20 protein-coding genes and 4 tRNA genes are annotated in these 17,455 nt (G+C 69.8%); 20 read left to right on the forward strand and 4 right to left on the reverse strand.

All coding sequences use genetic code 11. The annotated features are described in order from the left end of the window. Nucleotides 1-88 precede the first annotated feature (88 nt). Nucleotides 89-499, forward strand: a complete 411-nt coding sequence (locus PV363_RS00495) for a YciI family protein (protein ID WP_220342101.1) — start codon at nt 89-91, stop codon at nt 497-499. Between the two features lie 29 nt (nt 500-528). Further along, nucleotides 529-1,677 carry a DUF6596 domain-containing protein gene (locus PV363_RS00500; protein ID WP_301021460.1) on the forward strand — a complete coding sequence of 383 codons (1,149 nt, stop codon included), beginning with the start codon at nt 529-531 and terminating at the stop codon, nt 1,675-1,677. Here the strand turns inward: PV363_RS00500 and PV363_RS00505 are convergent. Next, a complete protein-coding gene (locus tag PV363_RS00505; RefSeq protein ID WP_301021461.1) occupies nt 1,664-2,158 on the reverse strand; it encodes a YajQ family cyclic di-GMP-binding protein in 495 nt (164 codons plus the stop codon). The genes PV363_RS00500 and PV363_RS00505 overlap by 14 nt on opposite strands. Nucleotides 2,159-2,255: 97 nt before the next feature. Here PV363_RS00505 and PV363_RS00510 point away from each other — a divergent pair. Further along, nucleotides 2,256-2,337: transfer RNA gene (locus PV363_RS00510), tRNA-Tyr, on the forward strand. An 81-nt stretch (nt 2,338-2,418) separates the two neighbouring features. On the opposite strand, the gene PV363_RS00515 is transcribed toward PV363_RS00510, so the two are convergent. Beyond that, nucleotides 2,419-3,264 (reverse strand): LysR family transcriptional regulator, encoded by an 846-nt coding sequence (locus PV363_RS00515; protein WP_301021462.1) that lies wholly within the window; start codon nt 3,262-3,264, stop codon nt 2,419-2,421. 103 nt (nt 3,265-3,367) lie between these two features. Here PV363_RS00515 and PV363_RS00520 point away from each other — a divergent pair, with 103 nt between their 5' ends. Continuing rightward, nucleotides 3,368-4,105: an SDR family NAD(P)-dependent oxidoreductase gene (locus PV363_RS00520; protein ID WP_301021463.1), complete on the forward strand. Its 738-nt coding sequence runs from the start codon at nt 3,368-3,370 to the stop codon at nt 4,103-4,105. Between the two features lie 10 nt (nt 4,106-4,115). Here PV363_RS00520 and PV363_RS00525 read toward each other — a convergent pair whose 3' ends face one another. Continuing rightward, nucleotides 4,116-5,297, reverse strand: coding sequence for a serine hydrolase domain-containing protein (locus tag PV363_RS00525; RefSeq protein ID WP_220342097.1), 1,182 nt, complete (start codon nt 5,295-5,297; stop codon nt 4,116-4,118). 133 nt (nt 5,298-5,430) lie between these two features. Between PV363_RS00525 and PV363_RS00530 the strand changes: the two genes are divergently transcribed. The 4 genes from PV363_RS00530 (at nt 5,431) to PV363_RS00545 (ending at nt 6,967) form a co-directional block, all read left to right on the forward strand. Further along, a tRNA-Thr gene (locus PV363_RS00530) sits at nt 5,431-5,503 on the forward strand. 54 nt (nt 5,504-5,557) lie between these two features. After that, nucleotides 5,558-5,631 (forward strand) — tRNA-Met (locus tag PV363_RS00535). Nucleotides 5,632-5,676: 45 nt separating this feature from the next. Beyond that, on the forward strand, nt 5,677-5,847 hold the full coding sequence (gene rpmG, locus PV363_RS00540) for a 50S ribosomal protein L33 (protein WP_139088538.1): 171 nt from the start codon (nt 5,677-5,679) through the stop codon (nt 5,845-5,847). A gap of 88 nt (nt 5,848-5,935) precedes the next feature. Next, the gene (locus tag PV363_RS00545) at nt 5,936-6,967 is read left to right on the forward strand and encodes a UDP-N-acetylmuramate dehydrogenase (RefSeq protein ID WP_301021464.1); all 1,032 of its coding nucleotides are present in this window, start codon (nt 5,936-5,938) and stop codon (nt 6,965-6,967) included. Between the two features lie 31 nt (nt 6,968-6,998). Here PV363_RS00545 and PV363_RS00550 read toward each other — a convergent pair whose 3' ends face one another. After that, on the reverse strand, nt 6,999-8,027 hold the full coding sequence (locus tag PV363_RS00550) for an adenosine deaminase (protein WP_301021465.1): 1,029 nt from the start codon (nt 8,025-8,027) through the stop codon (nt 6,999-7,001). Nucleotides 8,028-8,207: 180 nt separating this feature from the next. Between PV363_RS00550 and PV363_RS00555 the strand changes: the two genes are divergently transcribed. The 12 genes from PV363_RS00555 to PV363_RS00610 all read left to right on the forward strand — a co-directional run bounded on the left by PV363_RS00555 (nt 8,208) and on the right by PV363_RS00610 (nt 17,316). Beyond that, nucleotides 8,208-8,280, forward strand: a tRNA-Trp gene (locus tag PV363_RS00555). A 68-nt stretch (nt 8,281-8,348) separates the two neighbouring features. Next, on the forward strand, nt 8,349-8,576 hold the full coding sequence (secE, locus tag PV363_RS00560) for a preprotein translocase subunit SecE (protein WP_220342094.1): 228 nt from the start codon (nt 8,349-8,351) through the stop codon (nt 8,574-8,576). A 67-nt stretch (nt 8,577-8,643) separates the two neighbouring features. Further along, nucleotides 8,644-9,771 (forward strand): transcription termination/antitermination protein NusG, encoded by a 1,128-nt coding sequence (gene nusG, locus PV363_RS17925; protein ID WP_308289304.1) that lies wholly within the window; start codon nt 8,644-8,646, stop codon nt 9,769-9,771. 89 nt (nt 9,772-9,860) lie between these two features. After that, nucleotides 9,861-10,289, forward strand: coding sequence for a 50S ribosomal protein L11 (gene rplK, locus PV363_RS00570; RefSeq protein WP_220342093.1), 429 nt, complete (start codon nt 9,861-9,863; stop codon nt 10,287-10,289). 79 nt (nt 10,290-10,368) lie between these two features. Continuing rightward, a complete protein-coding gene (gene rplA, locus PV363_RS00575) occupies nt 10,369-11,082 on the forward strand; it encodes a 50S ribosomal protein L1 (protein ID WP_220342092.1) in 714 nt (237 codons plus the stop codon). A 135-nt stretch (nt 11,083-11,217) separates the two neighbouring features. Continuing rightward, nucleotides 11,218-12,024, forward strand: coding sequence for a DUF6612 family protein (locus tag PV363_RS00580; RefSeq protein WP_301021466.1), 807 nt, complete (start codon nt 11,218-11,220; stop codon nt 12,022-12,024). A gap of 272 nt (nt 12,025-12,296) precedes the next feature. After that, nucleotides 12,297-12,881 (forward strand): 50S ribosomal protein L10, encoded by a 585-nt coding sequence (gene rplJ / locus PV363_RS00585; protein ID WP_220342090.1) that lies wholly within the window; start codon nt 12,297-12,299, stop codon nt 12,879-12,881. Between the two features lie 55 nt (nt 12,882-12,936). Then, complete coding sequence (gene rplL / locus PV363_RS00590; RefSeq protein ID WP_220342089.1) at nt 12,937-13,326, forward strand: 50S ribosomal protein L7/L12; 390 nt, start codon at nt 12,937-12,939, stop codon at nt 13,324-13,326. Nucleotides 13,327-13,626: 300 nt separating this feature from the next. Continuing rightward, on the forward strand, nt 13,627-14,655 hold the full coding sequence (locus PV363_RS00595; RefSeq protein WP_220342088.1) for a DUF6801 domain-containing protein: 1,029 nt from the start codon (nt 13,627-13,629) through the stop codon (nt 14,653-14,655). Nucleotides 14,656-14,721: 66 nt separating this feature from the next. Beyond that, the gene (locus tag PV363_RS00600) at nt 14,722-15,711 is read left to right on the forward strand and encodes an ABC transporter ATP-binding protein (protein WP_220342087.1); all 990 of its coding nucleotides are present in this window, start codon (nt 14,722-14,724) and stop codon (nt 15,709-15,711) included. Next, the gene (locus PV363_RS00605; RefSeq protein WP_301021467.1) at nt 15,708-16,487 is read left to right on the forward strand and encodes an ABC transporter permease; all 780 of its coding nucleotides are present in this window, start codon (nt 15,708-15,710) and stop codon (nt 16,485-16,487) included. The genes PV363_RS00600 and PV363_RS00605 overlap by 4 nt, the downstream gene beginning before the upstream one ends. Nucleotide 16,488: 1 nt before the next feature. Next, nucleotides 16,489-17,316, forward strand: coding sequence for an ABC transporter permease (locus PV363_RS00610; RefSeq protein WP_220342086.1), 828 nt, complete (start codon nt 16,489-16,491; stop codon nt 17,314-17,316). Nucleotides 17,317-17,455 lie beyond the last annotated feature (139 nt).

Here is a 17,455-nt window from a genome sequence, read left to right on the forward strand (position 1 = left end):
GATCATGTCGAGAAGCGCGCGCCGGCTCCGTCCCTGGAGTGACGGCAGCGAGAACGCTGCCGCGGTTGAATGGAACAAGGAGACGACGATGGCGAAGTACCTGCTGCTCAAGCACTACCGGGGCGGACCGAAGCCGGAGCACGAGTTCGCGCCCATGGACCAGTGGACGCCGGACGAGGTGTCGGCGCACGTCGCGTTCATGGAGCACGTGGCCGACACGCTCGGTGAGCGTGGCGAGTACGTCGACGGTCAGGCGCTGTCGCCCGAGGGCACGTTCGTCCGCCACGACGGAGAGGGACGTCCGCCGGTGACCGACGGACCGTTCGCCGAGAGCAAGGACCTCATCGCCGGCTGGATGGTCATCGACGTCGATTCGGTCGAGCGGGCTCACGAGGCAGCAGCCTTCCTCTCGTCGGCCCCGGGTCCCCGCGGGGAGCCGATCAACGAGTGGATCGAGGTCCGGCCCTTCCTCGAGATGCCCCCCATGGTCACCGACTGAGCACGCCGCGGCTCATCGGACGGCATGTCGTGGACCGGCTTCTTCGGGACCTGATGCCGCAGGTGCTCGGTGTCCTCCTCCGCCGCGGCGCTGACTTCGCGTCGGGGGAGGACGCGGTGCAGGAGGCGATGATCGAGGCCGTACGCCGCTGGCCGGGGGAGTGGCCCGATGACCCGCGCGGCTGGCTGGTGACCGTCGCGTGGCGCAAGTATCTCGACACGGCCCGAGCGGCGTCGGCACGGCGCGCGCGGGAGGAGCGGGTGGTCGGCCACCGGCCGCCGGGGCCGACCGAGCAGACCGACGACACGCTGCGCCTGCTCTTCCTCTGCTGCCACCCGGCTCTCGGCCGGCCCGCGCAGGTGGCGCTGACCCTGCGTGCGGTCGGCGGGTTGAGCACCGCCCAAATCGCGCGCGCGTTCCTGCTGCCGGAGGCGACGATGGCGCAGCGGATCAGCCGGGCCAAGCGGACGGTCGCCAAGGAGGGAGTCGGGCCGAGAGGTGACCTGCGCGCCGTGCTGAAGGTCCTCTACCTGATCTTCAACGAGGGCTACACCGGCGCGGTGGACCTGGCTGCCGAGGCGATCCGGCTCACGAGGATGCTGGCGCGGGCGACCGACGACCCGGAGGTGGCCGGCCTGCTCGCGCTGATGCTGCTGCACCATGCGCGTCGCGACGCGCGGTGGGCCGTGGACGGCTCGATCGTGCCGCTCGCCGAGCAGGACCGCTCGCGGTGGGACACGCGGCGGATCGCCGAAGGGGTCGACATCCTCCAGACCGCCCTCGCCCGTCAGCAGGTCGGCGAGTACCAGGCGCAGGCGGCGATCGCCGCGCTCCACTGCGACGCCGCGGCCGCCGACGAGACCGACTGGCCCCAGATCCTCCAGTGGTACGACGAGCTCCTCGAGCACACCACCTCACCGGTGGTCGCGATGAACCGCGCGGTCGCCGTCGGGGAGGTCCAGGGCCCCGCCGAGGGACTCCGTGCGCTGGATCCCGTGCCCGCCGAGGTTCCTCGGCGAGCGGCGGTGGCGGCCTGGCTGCACGAGCGCGCCGGAGACCGTACGGCCGCGGCGAGGCTCTACGCGGAGGCTGCGGCGGCCTCGACGAACGTGCCGGAGCGCGACCACCTGACCAGGCAGGCTGCCAGGCTCCGGCACGAGCCGCCTAGCGGTAGTTGACGACCTGCACGGCGAAGTCGAGGTCGGCGCCCTTGACCAGCGCGATGACCTCCTGGAGGTCGTCCCGCTTCTTGCTCGTGACGCGGAGCTCCTCGCCCTGGATCTGCACCTTGACGCCCTTCGGGCCCTCGTCGCGGATCAGCTTGGACACCTTCTTGGCCTGCTCCTGGCTGATGCCCTCGGAGAAGGTGCCGTTGATCACCGACTCCTTGCCGGACTGCTTGGGGTCGCCGGCCTCCAGCGTCTTGAGCGAGACGCCGCGCTTGACGAGCTTGTCCTTGAGGACGTCGAGGACGGCGAGGGCGCGCTCGTCGGCGTTCGCCTTGATGACAAGACCTGTCGGCCCGCTCTTCTCGATCGAGGCCCCGGTGTTCTTGAAGTCGTATCGGGTCGCGATCTCGCGCGCGGCCTGGTTGATCGCGTTGTCGATCTCGGCGTGGTCGAGCTTGCTCACGATGTCGAACGACGAGTCCGCGGCCATGGTGATCCTCTCCGTCGGGGTCCCGGTCACCCGGTTTCGGGCGCGCAGGAGTGCTGCGTTAAAGTCGTGCTGTTGCTCGGACAGAGTAACGAACCCCGGCAGGTTGCCCGAGCGGCCAAAGGGAGCTGACTGTAAATCAGCCGGCATTGCCTACAGAGGTTCGAATCCTCTACCTGCCACCCTCACGGGCACCCAGGCCCCCGCCTCAGGCGGGGGCCTGAGTCGTTCCCGTGCCTCGACATCGGTGGATGACGGGCAGCTCACAGGCGCGCCGCCGCGCGCACCAGGCCCGCCACGCCCGATGATGTGCTGTGAGGCGGCCACGCGATGACGGTCGTGACCTGAGGGGCGTCCGAGACCGGGACGACGGCCAGTCCGTCGTGGAGACCGGCGGTGGCCGACTCGGGCAGCATGATCGCGGTGCGGCCCAGCCGCACCAGCTGCAGAACCTGCGTCAGGTCGCGGAGCTCAGGGCCGGGACCGGCGGGGTAGGTGCCGCGGAGATCGGGCCAGCGCGGCAGCGGGAGGTCGGCGATGGAGCCGGCCTCGGCGACGGTCACGGAGTTCTGGGCGCTCGTGGGGTGGCCGGCCGGCAGGACGAGCACCTGCTCCTCGACCGTGAGCGTGTCCACGTCGAACCCGCTCACGTCGTCGAACGGTCGGTGCAGGATCGCGACATCGGCGCGCCCGTCGCGCAGCATGAGGCTTTGATGCCCCGGTGGGCTCAGCACCACGTCGACGTCGACGGCACCGGGCTCGGCGGCGTAGGCATCGAGCAGCTTGGCCATCAGCTCGCTCGACGCGCCTGCCTTGGCGGTGAGCACCACCGGGGCCCGGCCGTTCGCCTCGACGGTTCGGCGGGTGCGTCGCTCCGCTGCCTCGACGGCTGCCAGCGCGGCCCGGCCCTCGAGCAGCAGGGTCTCCCCGGCGCTCGTGAGGGTCACCCCGCGCGGCGTACGGACGAAGAGGTCGGCGCCCAGGCGTCGCTCGAGCCGGGCGATCGCGCGCGACAGCGGCGGCTGCGCCATCCCGAGGCGGGTGGCCGCCCGACCGACGTGCGACTCCTCGGCGACGGCGATGAAGTAGCGAAGCTCACGGGTTTCCACCTCGTCGAGATTACGCGGCTCACCAGGCGTCATACCGCGGCAGTATCGGCCCCGACCGGATCGGTCTTGGATATCGACGACGTCGCGAGCACACGATCGAGGCATGCCAGAGAACAGCAACGAGAACAAGAGAACAGCGCTGGTCACCGGCGCCAACAAGGGGATCGGCTACGAGATCGCCGCGGGTCTGGCCCGCCTCGGGTTCCGCGTCGGCGGCGGCGCCCCGGGCGCGGGCCCGCGCGCCGACGCCGTGGACAAGCTTCGGGCTGACGGGCTCGACGTGTTCGGCGTCCCCCTCGACGTGACCGACGATGTCAGCGTCGCGGCCGCGGCTGCGCAGCTTCAAGCGCGAGGTGGGCTCGACGTACTCGTCAACAACGCCGCCATCACCGGGGGCATGCCGCAGGATCCCAGCAAGGTCAGCGCCGAGCAGGTGCTGTCGGTGGTCGACACCAACGTGGTCGGCGTCATCCGGGTCACCAACGCGGTGCTGCCGATGCTGCGTCGGGCGACGTCGCCACGCATCGTCAACGTGTCGAGCACGGTCGGCTCCCTCACTCTGCAGACCGCGCAAGCCGCCGCGGTCGGCCCGGTCTCGGCGGTCTACTCGCCGACCAAGTCCTACCTCAACGCCGTGACGGTCCAGTACGCCAAGGAGCTCGCCGGCACCGGGATCCTGGTCAACGCGGGGTGCCCGGGCTTCGTCGCGACCGACCTCAACGGCCACCAGGGGACCCGTACGCCCGAGCAGGGTGCGGCGGTCTTCCTCGCGCTGGCGACGCTGCCCGACGGTGGCCCGACCGGCACCTTCCGTGACGAGGACGGCATCCAGCCCTGGTGAGGCGGACGCCTCAGCGCAGGGCGGCGAGCACGTCGGAGGTGAACGCGCCGGGCGTCAGCGCGTCCGGGTCCTGCGGTGCGGCTCCCATCCGTACGGCGACGATCCGCTCGGACGGGACGACGGCCACGACCTGCTTGCCGAGCCCGAGCGCCCAGAAGGCGTCGGCGGGTGCTCCCGGAGCCAGGCGCCCGCCCTTGCGGGTCGCCGCCCCTCCCTGGCGGTCCGCGCCGGGATCGGTGGCCGTCAGCGCACCGAGCACGGGTCCCTTGCGGTTGACCCACCACAGCAGCCCGTACGCCGCGTTGAGCGGCGAGGAGGACCTGCCCGTCGCCTGCCCCACGTAGTCCTCCGAGACCACCTGGGTCGCGCCCCACCGGCCGTCGCGCATCGTCAGGAGCCCGAGGCGGGCGAGGTCCAGGCAGGAGGCGTTCACGCCCGAGAACATGGTGGTGTTGCCCGAGGGGTCCTCGCCCCAGAAGGTCCTCGACATCGTGAGCGGGTCGAGCAGCTTCTCTCTCGCGTACGCGGCGGGCTTCGTCCCCGTCGCCTTCGTCAGGACCTCGTCCAGGGTCTGGATCGCCGCGTTGTTGTAGCGCCAGACCCTTCCGGGCCGCGCGTCCTGGGTGAGCCCGATCGCGTACGCCGTCTTGTCGCGGGCCGCGAGCGCCAGCTGCTGGTAGTCGCTCACGAAGTCCCAGTGGCGGCCGGAGACGTTGGCGAGGAGGTCGCGGACCGTCACGCGCGCGGCGGGCGTTCCCTTCCACTCGGAGACGTAGTCCGACGCCCGGTCGTCGAGGTCGAGCAACCCCTCGTCCGCCGCGATCCCGACCAGCAACGACGTGAAGGACTTCGTCACGGAGAACGTGGGCCCCATGGAGTCGGCGGTGCTGTCGCCGAAGTACGCCTCGTGCACGACCTCCCCGTCGCGGGTGACCACGAAGCACGACGTGCCGTCGGCCTCGAGTCGTCGGTCGAGCGCCCGCAGGGCGGCCCCGTCGAAGCCCGCGGCGGCCGCGTCCGTCCGATCCCAGTCGGCGCCAGGGACGGTCGTGCCGCGCGCGGCCGGCGACGGTGAGCTCGTGGTGCGGGTGCCGCTCGTACCCTCGTCCTCGCGTGGGGAGCCGCCGCTCGCCGTGCACGCCGCGAGTGCCAGCGAGGCGGCAACCAGCGCGGCCGTACGTGCCCGGAACATGCCTCCATCGTCCCAGGCCGCACCAACGTCGACGTGACCGAACGCACGCACCGGGACGACTCAGGTCATGGAGGGACCCCCGGATTTCGGTTCCGGCGCGCGGCCGTGTATCTTTTCATCCGGTTCGCCGATCGCCCCTTTAGCTCAGTCGGCAGAGCGTCTCCATGGTAAGGAGAAGGTCTACGGTTCGATTCCGTAAAGGGGCTCTGAGTCTCACCCGCTCCCTCCGCTCGGTCCCGGCAGGGTGCGGGCGGACGTATGGCGGGGTAGCTCAGGTGGTTAGAGCACACGGCTCATAATCGTGGTGTCGCGGGTTCGAGTCCCGCCCCCGCTACAGAACAGACGACAGAAGCAGTTCCACCGAAGAAGAGGCAGACTCGTGGCCAGCAAGAGCTCTGACATCCGTCCCAAGATCACCTTGGCGTGCACCGAGTGCAAGCGACGCAACTACATCACCAAGAAGAACCGTCGCAACGATCCCGATCGCCTCGACCTCAAGAAGTTCTGCCCGCACGAGCGTCGTCACACGGTCCACCGCGAGACCCGCTGACCTTCGCCTGCGACGTCGCACGTCACACACTCCACTGGGGTCCCGCCTTCTCGGCGCGGACCCCGGTGTCATGTTGGGAGCCCCCTCGATGCGTGACCTGAACGTCCTCGCCCCACTGACGACGCTGCGGATCGGTGGGCCGGCCCGCGACATCGTCGAGGTGACCAGCGTCGACGATCTCGTCGACTCCGTGCACGACCTCGACGAGGCCGGCGAGCCCGTCCTGCTGCTCGGCGGCGGGAGCAACGTCGTGGTCGCCGACGAGGGCTTCGACGGCACGGTCGTGCTCGTGCGCACCCAGGGCCTGGAGGCCGATGTCGACCCCTGCAGCGGAGCGACCTTGACCGTCGCGGCCGGTGAGGTGTGGGACGACTTCGTGGCCCACGCGGTCGCCGAGGAGTGGGTCGGTGTCGAGACGCTCTCCGGCATCCCCGGAAGGGTCGGCGCGACACCGATCCAGAACGTCGGCGCGTACGGGCAGGAGGTCTCGCAGACCATCGCCCGGGTCCGGACGTACGACCGCGTCGAGCAGCGGGTCGTCACCTGCGCGGCCGACGACTGCGGCTTCGGCTACCGCACGAGCCGCTTCAAGCAGGACCCTCACCGCTTCGTCGTCCTCGACGTGACCTTCCAGCTCCGTCTGGGGTCGTTGGCCGGACCGGTGCGGTACGCGGAGCTGGCTCGGGCCCTCGGCGTCGAGGTGGGCGAGCGGGTGCCGCTGCGCGACGTCCGCGAGGCCGTCCTCGCGCTGCGCGCCGCCAAGGGCATGGTGCTCGATCCCGACGACCACGACACGTGGAGCGCCGGGTCGTTCTTCACCAACCCGGTGCTCTCGGCCGAGGCAGCCGCGTCGTTGCCGGCGGGCGCCCCGCGCTTCGCCCAGCCCGACGGCCAGGTCAAGACCAGCGCCGCGTGGCTGATCGAGCACGCCGGCTTCGGCAAGGGCTACGGCACCACCGCGGCACGCGTCTCGGGCAAGCACACGCTGGCGCTCACCAACCGCGGGGGCGCCACGGGCTACGAGCTGCTGGCGCTGGCTCGCGAGATCCGCGACGGGGTCGAGGACGCGTTCGGCGTCCGCCTCCAGAACGAGCCCGTGCTCGTCGGCGCCGAGCTCTGAGCGGCGCCGGCTCCGGACGCCGCGAACGCCCTCAGGGCTGGTCCGGGGGAGCGGCGAGCCAGGCGTCGATCGCGGCCAGGGCCTGGTCGCGGAGCTCCGCGGGGGCGTACGAGCCCCGCAGCGACATGCGTGCGAGCTCGGCCAGCTCCTCGTCGCTGAAGTCCTGCGCCGCCCGGAGCGCGGCGTACTGGCCGGCCAGACGGGATCCGAAGAGCAGCGGGTCGTCGGCGCCGAGAGCGACACCCACACCGGCCTGCATCAGCGTACGCACCGGCACCTCCTCGAAGGTGTCGTAGACGCCGAGAGCGACGTTGGACGACGGGCACACCTCCAGCGTGATGCCCGCCTCGGCCACGGCCGCCAGCACCGCAGGGTCCTCCACGCACCGCACGCCGTGCCCGATCCGGTCGGGGTGGAGGTGTTCCAGCACGGCGGTCACGCTCGCCGCGCCGCGCAGCTCGCCGCCGTGGGGCATGCTGCGCAGTCCTGCGCGCCGCGCGATGGCGAACGCCGGCGCGAACGCCGCGGTGTCGCCCCGACGCTCGTCGTTGGAGAGGCCGAAGCCGACGACGCCGCGTCCCGCGTACTGTCCCGCCAGCCTCGCCAGCGTGCGTGCGTCGAGCGGGTGCCGGGTGCGGTTCGACGCGATGACCACGGCCATCCCGATGCCGTACGTGGCGCTGGCCTCCTCGACCGAGGCGAGCACGAGGTCGGTGAACGCGGTGATCCCGCCGAAGAGCGTCGCGTAGCCGGAGGGGTCCACCTGGATCTCCGTCCACACCGAGCCCTCGGCCGCGTCGTCCTCGGCGACCTCGTGCACCAGCCGGCGTACGTCGTCGGGGGTCCGCAGCACCGACCGTGCCGTGTCGTACAGGCGCTGGAAGCGGAACCAGCCCTTCTCGTCGGTCGCGCGCAGCCGCGGAGGCCACTCCTCGACCAGCGCGGCCGGGAGGCGTACACCGTCGCGCTCGGCGAGCTCGACCAGCGTCCGGTGGCGCATGGAGCCGGTGAAGTGGAGGTGGAGGTGGGCCTTGGGGAGGCGGTCGATCGAGCGTGGCACGGGGTCAGTCCCGCCCGTCTGGTGTCCGGTCGGCGAGGGCCATGCGGTCATCGTGCCAGCCGGTTCGACTCGACGCCGGGCGACCCCGTACACTTGACGACCGGTGGATGTTTCCACTGTGTTGTCATGCCCTCCGGTCGCTGCAGGAGTGCAAGGCTGCGCGGTGGGAGCGATCATCGAAGGGCAGTAGCTCAACTGGCAGAGCATCGGTCTCCAAAACCGAAGGTTGGGGGTTCAAGTCCCTCCTGCCCTGCAACAATCGCCCGGTCCGTCCCGACGGCGGACCGATGACGGGCACCACGATCGAAGGGAAACGGTCACATGAGTGAGACGTCGAGTGCGTCGTCCGAGAGCACCCGCTCCGGCCGCACGTCTCCGGTGACCTTCTACCGACAGGTCGTCGCGGAGCTCCGCAAGGTCGTCTGGCCGACCCGTTCTCAGGTCGCCAACTACTTTGTCGTCGTGCTCTTCTTCGTGCTCGTCATGATGGCCATCGTGGCGGGCCTGGACTACGGCTTCGGCAAGCTGATGTTCTGGGTCTTCGTCTGACCTACGGGTCGATGTGGCCCCTGGGCCGTGAATCCGTGGGCCGAGAAGATACGAGGAAAGAGGCGCTGTGACCCAGCCTTACGACGAGAACGAGGGCGACGAGCTCCGCGACCTCATCGGCGAGGACGCACGCTCGCCGCTCAGCTTCGACGAGAACGACCTCGAGGATCAGGAGATCCAGGAGGGTATGGACGCGGCCGTCGACGCGCTCGAGGCCGACATCCCTCAGACCTTCGAGCCCTTCGCCGTCCGCTCGGAGGACGAGGGCGAGCCCGAGATTCCGGGCCCGGCCGAGGCTGCTGAGGCCGAGTTCGAGGGCGAGGCGTCGATCGATCCCGAGGTCGAGGACCAGATCGCCGAGACGTCGACCGACGGCGCCTACCTCGCCCAGGGTGAGGACGTGACCGAGGGCCTGGCCGCCGACGCCGCGATCGAGCGGGGCGCCACCGTCGATCCGGAGGCAGAGGCGCTGATCGCCGACGCCACGCTCGACGAGGAGGCGGCTGCCGCGGCGGCCGCGGACGCCGCCGACATCGAGGCGGAGACCGACGGCGAGCCCGAGCTCGAGGCCGTCGCGTCAGACCCCCTCGCGGAGTTCCGCGAGAAGCTCCACAGCCAGTTCGGCGACTGGTACGTCGTTCACACCTACTCCGGCATGGAGAACAGGGTGAAGTCGAACCTCGAGAACCGCACGACCTCCATGCACATGGAGGACTACATCTTCGAGATCGTCGTGCCGACCGAAGAGGTCGCCGAGATCAAGAACGGCCAGCGCAAGCTGGTCAAGCGCACCGTCCTCCCCGGCTACGTCCTGGTCCGCATGGACCTCACCGACGAGTCCTGGTCGACGGTCCGCAACACGCCGTCCGTCACCGGCTTCGTGGGCAACGCCCACCAGCCTGTGCCGCTGACCCTCGCCGAGGTGGAGAGCATGCTCGCTCCCGCCATCGAGGCGCAGGCCGCGGTCGAGCAGCCGGCAGCGGCCTCGTCGTCGGCGCAGGCGCAGGCGCCGAAGGTCGAGTTCACCGACTTCGCGGTCGGCGACTCGGTCATGGTCGTGGACGGTCCGTTCGCGACCCTGCACGCCACGATCACGGAGATGAACGTCGACGCCCAGCGAGTTCGGGCGCTCGTCGAGATCTTCGGTCGGGAGACCCCGGTCGAGCTCAGCTTCGCCCAGATCGAACGGGTCTGAGCGCCCGGTACGCTCGAACGGGTGCTCCCGAGCACCACCAGTGGGAGGGCCGAGGCAGGCCCACCGTTACCACGAGAAGGAAAAGAGATATGCCTCCGAAGAAGAAGATCGCTGCCCTCGTCAAGGTGCAGCTCCAGGCCGGCGCCGCCACGCCGGCCCCGCCGGTCGGTACCGCGCTCGGTCCGCACGGCGTCAACATCATGGAGTTCTGCAAGGCGTACAACGCCGCGACGGAGTCCATGCGCGGCAACATCGTCCCGGTCGAGATCACGATCTACGAGGACCGGTCGTTCACCTTCGTCACCAAGACGCCGCCGGCTGCGGAGATGATCAAGAAGGCCGCGGGCCTGCAGAAGGGCTCGTCCGTCCCGCACACGGACAAGGTCGGCTCGATCTCCAAGGACCAGGTCCGCGAGATCGCCCAGACCAAGCTGCCCGACCTCAACGCGAACGACATCGACGCCGCGATGGAGATCATCGCCGGCACCGCTCGCTCCATGGGCGTCACCGTCGACTGACTCGTCGTCCCGACCGACCGAACTGTGGCAGGGCCAGCTGGGCCCGACGACCACGACTGGTAGAGAGAGAAGAACCAGAATGTCTCAGCACAGCAAGGCGTACGAGAACGCCGCCAAGAAGATCGACAAGGACGCGCTGTACGCCCCGCTCGAGGCGATGGAGCTCGTGAAGCAGTCAGGGTCGAAGAACTTCGACTCGACCGTCGACGTGTCCATGCGCCTCGGCGTCGATCCCCGCAAGGCCGACCAGATGGTCCGCGGCACGGTCAACCTGCCCAACGGCACCGGCAAGACCGCTCGCGTCCTCGTGTTCGCGACCGGCGCCAACGCCGACGCGGCTCGCGAGGCGGGTGCCGACTACGTGGGCTCCGACGACCTCGTCGAGAAGATCCAGGGCGGCTGGCTCGACTTCGACGCCGTCGTCGCGACGCCGGACATGATGGGCAAGGTCGGTCGCCTGGGTCGTGTGCTCGGCCCCCGCAACCTGATGCCCAACCCCAAGACCGGCACCGTGACGCCCAACGTCGCCAAGGCCGTCTCGGACATCAAGGGCGGCAAGATCGAGTTCCGCATCGACCGCCACTCCAACCTCCACTTCGTGATCGGCAAGGCCTCGTTCAGCACCACCGCGCTGGCCGAGAACTACGCCGCCGCGCTCGACGAGGTCCTGCGGCTCAAGCCGGCCAGCTCGAAGGGGCGCTACCTCAAGAAGGTCACCGTCTCGACGACGATGGGCCCGGGCGTCCCGATCGACCCGAACCGCACCCGCAACATCGTCTCCGACGAGGAGTGACGGCCTCCTAGGCCGTACGCACGACGCCGCAGGCGCCGCTTCCCTGAGGGAGGCGGCGTCTGCTGCATTCCCCGTCCTCCCAGGGCCGGTGGAGAGGAAAGACGGGATGATCGTCCCGCGGGGTACCGTGGACGCATGCGCACGCGAACCCTGACGACCGCACTCGCGGCCCTCGCTCTCGCCCTGACCGCCGGCTGCGGAAGCAGCGCCGACGTGGCCGCCGACGGTGGCGGCGGCTCCGGTGCCGCTGAGTCGTCGACGGGTGGCGGCGCGGGAGACGGCGCCACCGTCCTCACGACGAGCAACTTCGCCGAAGAGATCACCGGTGCCCAGCTGAAGGCCCAGACGACGCGGCTGACGATGACGATGAGCAGGGGCCGTCAGACGATGAAGGCCGAGGCGGACGTCAAGACGGCGAGCGACCCCCGCAAGAGCGCGATGGACATGTCGATGGACATGTCGGGGGAGTCGATGAAGATCATCATGGTCGACGGCACCCTCTACACCAAGGCCGAGGGGATGGCCGACGGCAAGTGGATGAAGATCGGCATCGACGACGTCTCCGGCGCCGTCGGCGGGTCCTTCGACCAGATGCGCGAGTCGATGGACCCGACGGCGAGCCTCCAGAAGCTCAAGGGCGCCATGAAGGATCTCAAGGACACCGGCGAGACCGAGATGATCGACGGCGTCGAGACCAAGCGCTACGACGCGGTGCTCGACACCTCCAAGATCACCGAGCTCCAGGGTGCGGCGGCCGCCAGGCTGCCCGACGAGATCACCTACCAGTACTGGGTCGGCCCGGACGACCTCCCGCGCAAGGTCGTCTTCGACGTCGCTCAGATCAAGAGCGAGATCACCTTCAGCGACTGGGGCAAGAAGGTCGAGGTCACCGCACCGCCGGCCGACCAGGTCACAGACGCGTCGTCGATGCTCGGCGGCTGACCCGGCGATTTGGTGCTGCGCGGTTCGGTCACGTAGTCTGGACGTTGCCGAAGACCGCCGGTCGTCCGCGACTCGCCCGCAAGGGAGTGTCACGGATCGAAGGTCCCGCTCACGCGGGCGGCCCGCGCAGGTTTCACCGAGTGAGACGCACTACCGTGCGCCACGCCCCGTGCCCTGCGCCGGGGCGTTCGTCGTTTCCGGGCTCGCTGCGCCGGTGGCCTTCGTACGAACCAGGTACCTGCCGCACGGCGGGTACGACACGAAGGAGAACCATGGCGCGACCGGACAAGGCCGCAGCGGTTGCCGAGCTGGCGGACGAGTTCCGCAGCTCCAACGGCGCTGTGCTGACCGAGTACCGCGGTCTCACCGTGAAGCAGCTGCAGGACCTGCGGCGCTCGCTCGGTGAGAACGTCAACTACGCCGTGTCCAAGAACACGCTGACCAAGATCGCGGCCCGCGACGCCGGTGTCGACGGTGTCGACCACCTGCTCAACGGCCCGACCGCCATCGCCTTCATCAAGGGTGATCCGGTCGAGGTCGCCAAGGGTCTGCGTGACTTCGCCAAGGCGAACGACAAGCTCGTCATCAAGGGCGGCTTCCTCGAGGGGAAGGCGCTCGACTCTGCCGAGATCACGAAGCTTGCCGATCTCGAGTCGCGCGAGGTTCTCCTCGGTCGACTCGCGGGCGGCATGAAGGCGAACCTCTCGAAGGCCGCCGCACTGTTCCAGGCACCGCTCGCCCAGGCGGCGCGTGCTGTGGGAGCCCTGCAGACCAAGGTCGAGCAGGAGACTCCCGCACCCTCGGCTCCGGCCGAGACCGAAGAAGCCCCGGCCGCGGCCGAGGGCTCCGAGGGCTAGGGCCCGATCACGTATCCGACCCCCCTCGGGGTCCCCAACAGGAAGGACGCCAACCATGGCGAAGCTCAGCACCGAGGACCTGCTCGACGCCTTCAAGGAGATGACCCTTCTTGAGCTCAGCGAGTTCGTGAAGCAGTTCGAGGACACCTTCGACGTCACCGCTGCCGCTCCGGTCGCGGTCGCCGCGGCTCCTGCCGCCGGCGGCGCCGGCGAGGCTGCCGCTGTCGAGGAGAAGGACGAGTTCGACGTCGTCCTCGAGTCGGCCGGCGACAAGAAGATCCAGGTCATCAAGGAGGTCCGCGCGCTCACGAGCCTCGGTCTCAAGGAGGCCAAGGACCTCGTCGAGGGTGCGCCGAAGGCGATCCTCGAGGGTGTCAACAAGGAGGCCGCCGACAAGGCCAAGGAGTCCCTCGAGGGCGCCGGCGCCACTGTCACGCTGAAGTGACCTCAGCTCTCTGAGGCTGCGCTCAGCGCACGGAGGCACGTCCTCCAGGCTCGTCGAACGGGCGTCCACCCCCTGTGGGGTGGGCGCCCGTTCGCGCGTCCTGGGGCAGGTGCGACATCCCGGGCTCGGCAGGGAGTAACGTCGGTCCCATGACGTGACCTGGGTCACGACCTGGAGGGTCTCAGTTCGGGTTCTGTGGGTTGTGTCACAATGCAACTTCTGGTTACAGTCACGGTTATTACCCGGGAGTAGCACCGCTGCTCCCGGAGACCACACGGTCGCTTCTGGGAGGAGATCCGGATGCGCGTCAGCGCCGCCGCACGTCGAGGGACCGCGCTCATGGCCGCCGCAGCGCTGGTGGGAGGGGCGATGCTCGCCCTGGCCCCCGTCGCGGCCGCCCAGCCGGCCTCGGTCAACCAGGTCGCCTACACCTGCGAGTCCGACAACGAGATCATCAACACCTCTCTCGGCGGCCCGCAGCGGTTCCTGGTGAATGCGCGCACCACGCTCCCGGACGCGGTCCAGTCGGGCGACACGATCCCCGCCACGGCCGCTGAGCTCGACCTCATCCTTCCTCCCGCGCTGGTGACCCGTATCCGCGAGAAGATGGAGGTGACCACGGTCGGCGGTGCGGCGACGTCCACAGTCCTGCTCCAGGGTGTCGCCGCCGGCGGCAAGCTCGTCGACACGCTGGAGCCCCAGGTTCGCGGCCTCAGCTCGCCGATGGTTCCCGTGCCGGCGTCGGGCCAGCTGCTGATCCCGGCCAAGGGCACCGTCGACCAGATCACCGTCCCTGACTTCCCGGAGGGCTCGAACGGTCTGATCTACGTCCAGATGCCCAAGGTCTTCACGCTCAATGCCAAGCTCAACCCGCCCGTCATCGGCGCGATCAGCGAGACCGAGCTGACGTGCACCCGCAACGAGGACACCGCGGCTGCCCGAGTGATCGGCACCATCCCCGTCGGCGAGGGCTGCGAGCAGACCGACTGCCCGCTGCCGAGAACCGGTGGGACGCCCGGTGGCGGCGGCAACGGTGGCGGCGACGACGGTGGCGCGGGCGGCGGTGGCGCGGGCGGCGGTGGTGGCGCCGGCCAGGACCCGCCGGTGATCAACCCGCCCGCGAACGCCCCCGGCAACGACTCCGGCGGATCTGGTGGCTCCGGCGGATCCGGGAGCGGCGACGGCGATCCCGGCGTCGCCCCGTACACGACCACGGCGCTCCCCGCGACGGGTTCGCCGGTCGGCGTCGGCCTGATCGCCCTCCTCGGCATCGCCGCGGCAGGTCGCCTCGCCCTCGCCGTCCGCACTCGTCGTCGCGCCAAGGCCTGACGTCCCCCTGCTGATCCTTTGTGGCCCCTCGCCGGTCGAGGAGCCCGTCCCCCCGAAGGAGCTCCGATGGGAGTCGAGGTACGCGTCGAAGGCCTGACGAAGTCCTTCGGCAAGCAGACGATCTGGCGTGATGTCTCGCTGACCCTGCCCGCTGGGCAGATCAGCGTCATGCTCGGACCGTCAGGCACCGGCAAGTCCGTCTTCTTGAAGGCCCTCATCGGCCTCCTCAAGCCCGACGAGGGCCACATCTTCATCGAGGGCACCGACATCGCGACGTGCACCGAGCGGGACCTCTACGACATCCGCAAGCTGTTCGGCGTCCTCTTCCAGGACGGCGCGATGTTCGGGTCCATGACGTTGTTCGACAACGTCGCCTTCCCGCTGCGCGAGCACACGCGCAAGTCGGAGAGCGAGATCCGGGAGATCGTCATGGAGAAGATGACGATGGTGGGCCTGGTCGGTGCCGAGGACAAGCTCCCCGGCGAGATCTCGGGCGGCATGCGCAAGCGCGCCGGACTCGCCCGTGCCCTCGTGCTCGAGCCGGAGATCGTGCTCTTCGACGAGCCCGACTCCGGTCTCGACCCGGTCCGTACGGCCTTCATCAACCAGCTGATCGTCGATCTCAACGCCCAGATCGAGGCGACGTTCCTGATCGTCACCCACGACATCAACACGGCGCGCACCGTGCCGGACAACATCGGCTTGCTGTTCCACCGGCACCTGGCGATGTTCGGGCCGCGCGAGATGCTGCTCTCCAGCGAGGAGCCGGCGGTGCGTCAGTTCCTCAACGCCCAGACCATCGGCCCCATCGGCATGAGCGAGGAGAAGGACGCCGACGAGCTGGCGCTGGAGGACCACAGCACCCTTCCGCCGCTGCCCCCGATCCCGCTCCAGATGCTGCCGTCCGACGGCCGGCCGCGGCCGACCCAGGCGCCGCCGGGCGCGTGGTGCGCCACCCACGGCGTCACGCCGCCGCCGGGCTCCTTCCTCGACGACGCGACGTCCCTCGGAGCGGTCGGCGTGCAGCAGCCGGTCCGGTCCGGCGGTGCGGTGTGAGTGCCGCAACCGTCATCACGGCGCCGCTGGCGACTGCAGGCAAGCTCTTCGCGTTCGGGGCGGACGTCGTGGTCAGCGTCTTCCGCCGGCCGTTCCAGGTGCGCGAGTTCATCCAGCAGGCGTGGTTCATCGCCTCGGTGACGATCATCCCGACGGCGCTGGTCGCCATCCCGTTCGGTGCGGTGATCGCGCTCCAGGCCGGCAGCCTCATCCAGCAGTTCGGCGCCCAGTCGTTCACCGGCTCCGCCGCCGTCCTCGCCGTGGTCCGGGAGGCGGGACCCATCGCGACCGCGCTGCTGGTCGCAGGTGCCGGCGGCTCCGCGATCGCTGCGGACCTCGGCGCGCGCAAGATCCGCGAAGAGCTCGACGCGATGATGGTGCTCGGCATCGACCCGATCCAGCGGCTCGTCGTGCCGCGCGTCCTCGCGTGCATGCTGATCGCCGTCTTCCTCAACGGCCTGGTCAGCGTGGTCGGCGTGGTCGGCGGCTACGTCTTCAACGTCGTCCTCCAGGGCGGCACGCCCGGTGCCTACCTCGCGTCCTTCACGGCGCTCGCCCAGACCGCCGACCTGTGGCAGGGCTTGGCGAAGGCGCTCGTGTTCGGCTTCATCGCGGCGATCGTCGCCGCCTACAAGGGCATGAACGCCGACGGAGGCCCCCAAGGCGTCGGGCAGGCCGTGATGGAGTCCGTCGTCGTGACCTTCCTGCTCCTCTTCATGGCGAACTTCGTGATGAGCGCGCTCTACTTCCAGCTCGTCCCGGCCAAGGCGTTGTGACATGGCCGACGTGAGAGCGATCTACCAGCGACCCCTCGGAGGGCTGGACGCGCTCGGGCGGCACCTCGCCTTCTATCTGCGGGTGATCGCCTGGGTCCCGCGGACGGTCGTGCACTATCCGCGGGAGATCCTCCGCATCCTCTCGGAGGTCACGTTCGGCCGCGGGGCGCTCGCCGTCATCGGCGGCACCGTGGGTGTCATCAGCGCGATGTCGTTCTTCACCGGCACGGAGGTCGGCCTCCAGGGGTTCACCGCCCTCGACCAGCTCGGCACCAGCGCGTTCTCCGGCTTCTTCTCCGCCTACTTCAACACCCGCGAGATCGCTCCGCTGGTCGCGGGCATCGCGCTCGCGGCCACCGTCGGCTGCGGGTTCACCGCCCAGCTCGGCGCGATGCGCATCTCCGAGGAGGTCGACGCCCTCGAGGTGATGGCCGTGCCGTCCCTGCCGTACCTCGTGACGACGCGGGTGATCGCCGGTCTGGTCGCGATCGTCCCGCTCTACGTCGTCGGCCTGCTGGCGTCGTACTTCGCGACCCGGCTGACCGTGACGGTGATCTACGGCCAGAGCACGGGGACGTACGACCACTACTTCACGCTCTTCCTCCCTCCGGAGGACGTGCTGTGGTCGTTCGTGAAGGTGATCGTGTTCGCCGTCGTCGTCATCCTGATCCACTGCTACTACGGCTACTACGCGTCGGGCGGCCCCGTCGGCGTCGGCGTCGCCGTGGGCCGGGCGGTGCGCACGTCCATCGTCATGATCAACGTCGTGGACCTGATGATGTCGATGGCCATCTGGGGGACGACGACGACCGTGAGGCTGGCCGGCTGATGGCGCGCACCCCTGCTCTCGACCGTCCGGGCGCCCTCCGCGCGCTGGGTGTCGTCATGCTCGCGCTGCTGATCCTTGCGGTTTACGCGACGTACGCGGTGTTCACCAAGCAGTTCTCCGGCGACGTCCCGGTGACCAT

The sequence above is a fragment of the Mumia sp. genome, from assembly GCF_028803055.1.
In the GTDB taxonomy this organism is placed as follows: Bacteria; Actinomycetota; Actinomycetes; order Propionibacteriales; family Nocardioidaceae; genus Mumia.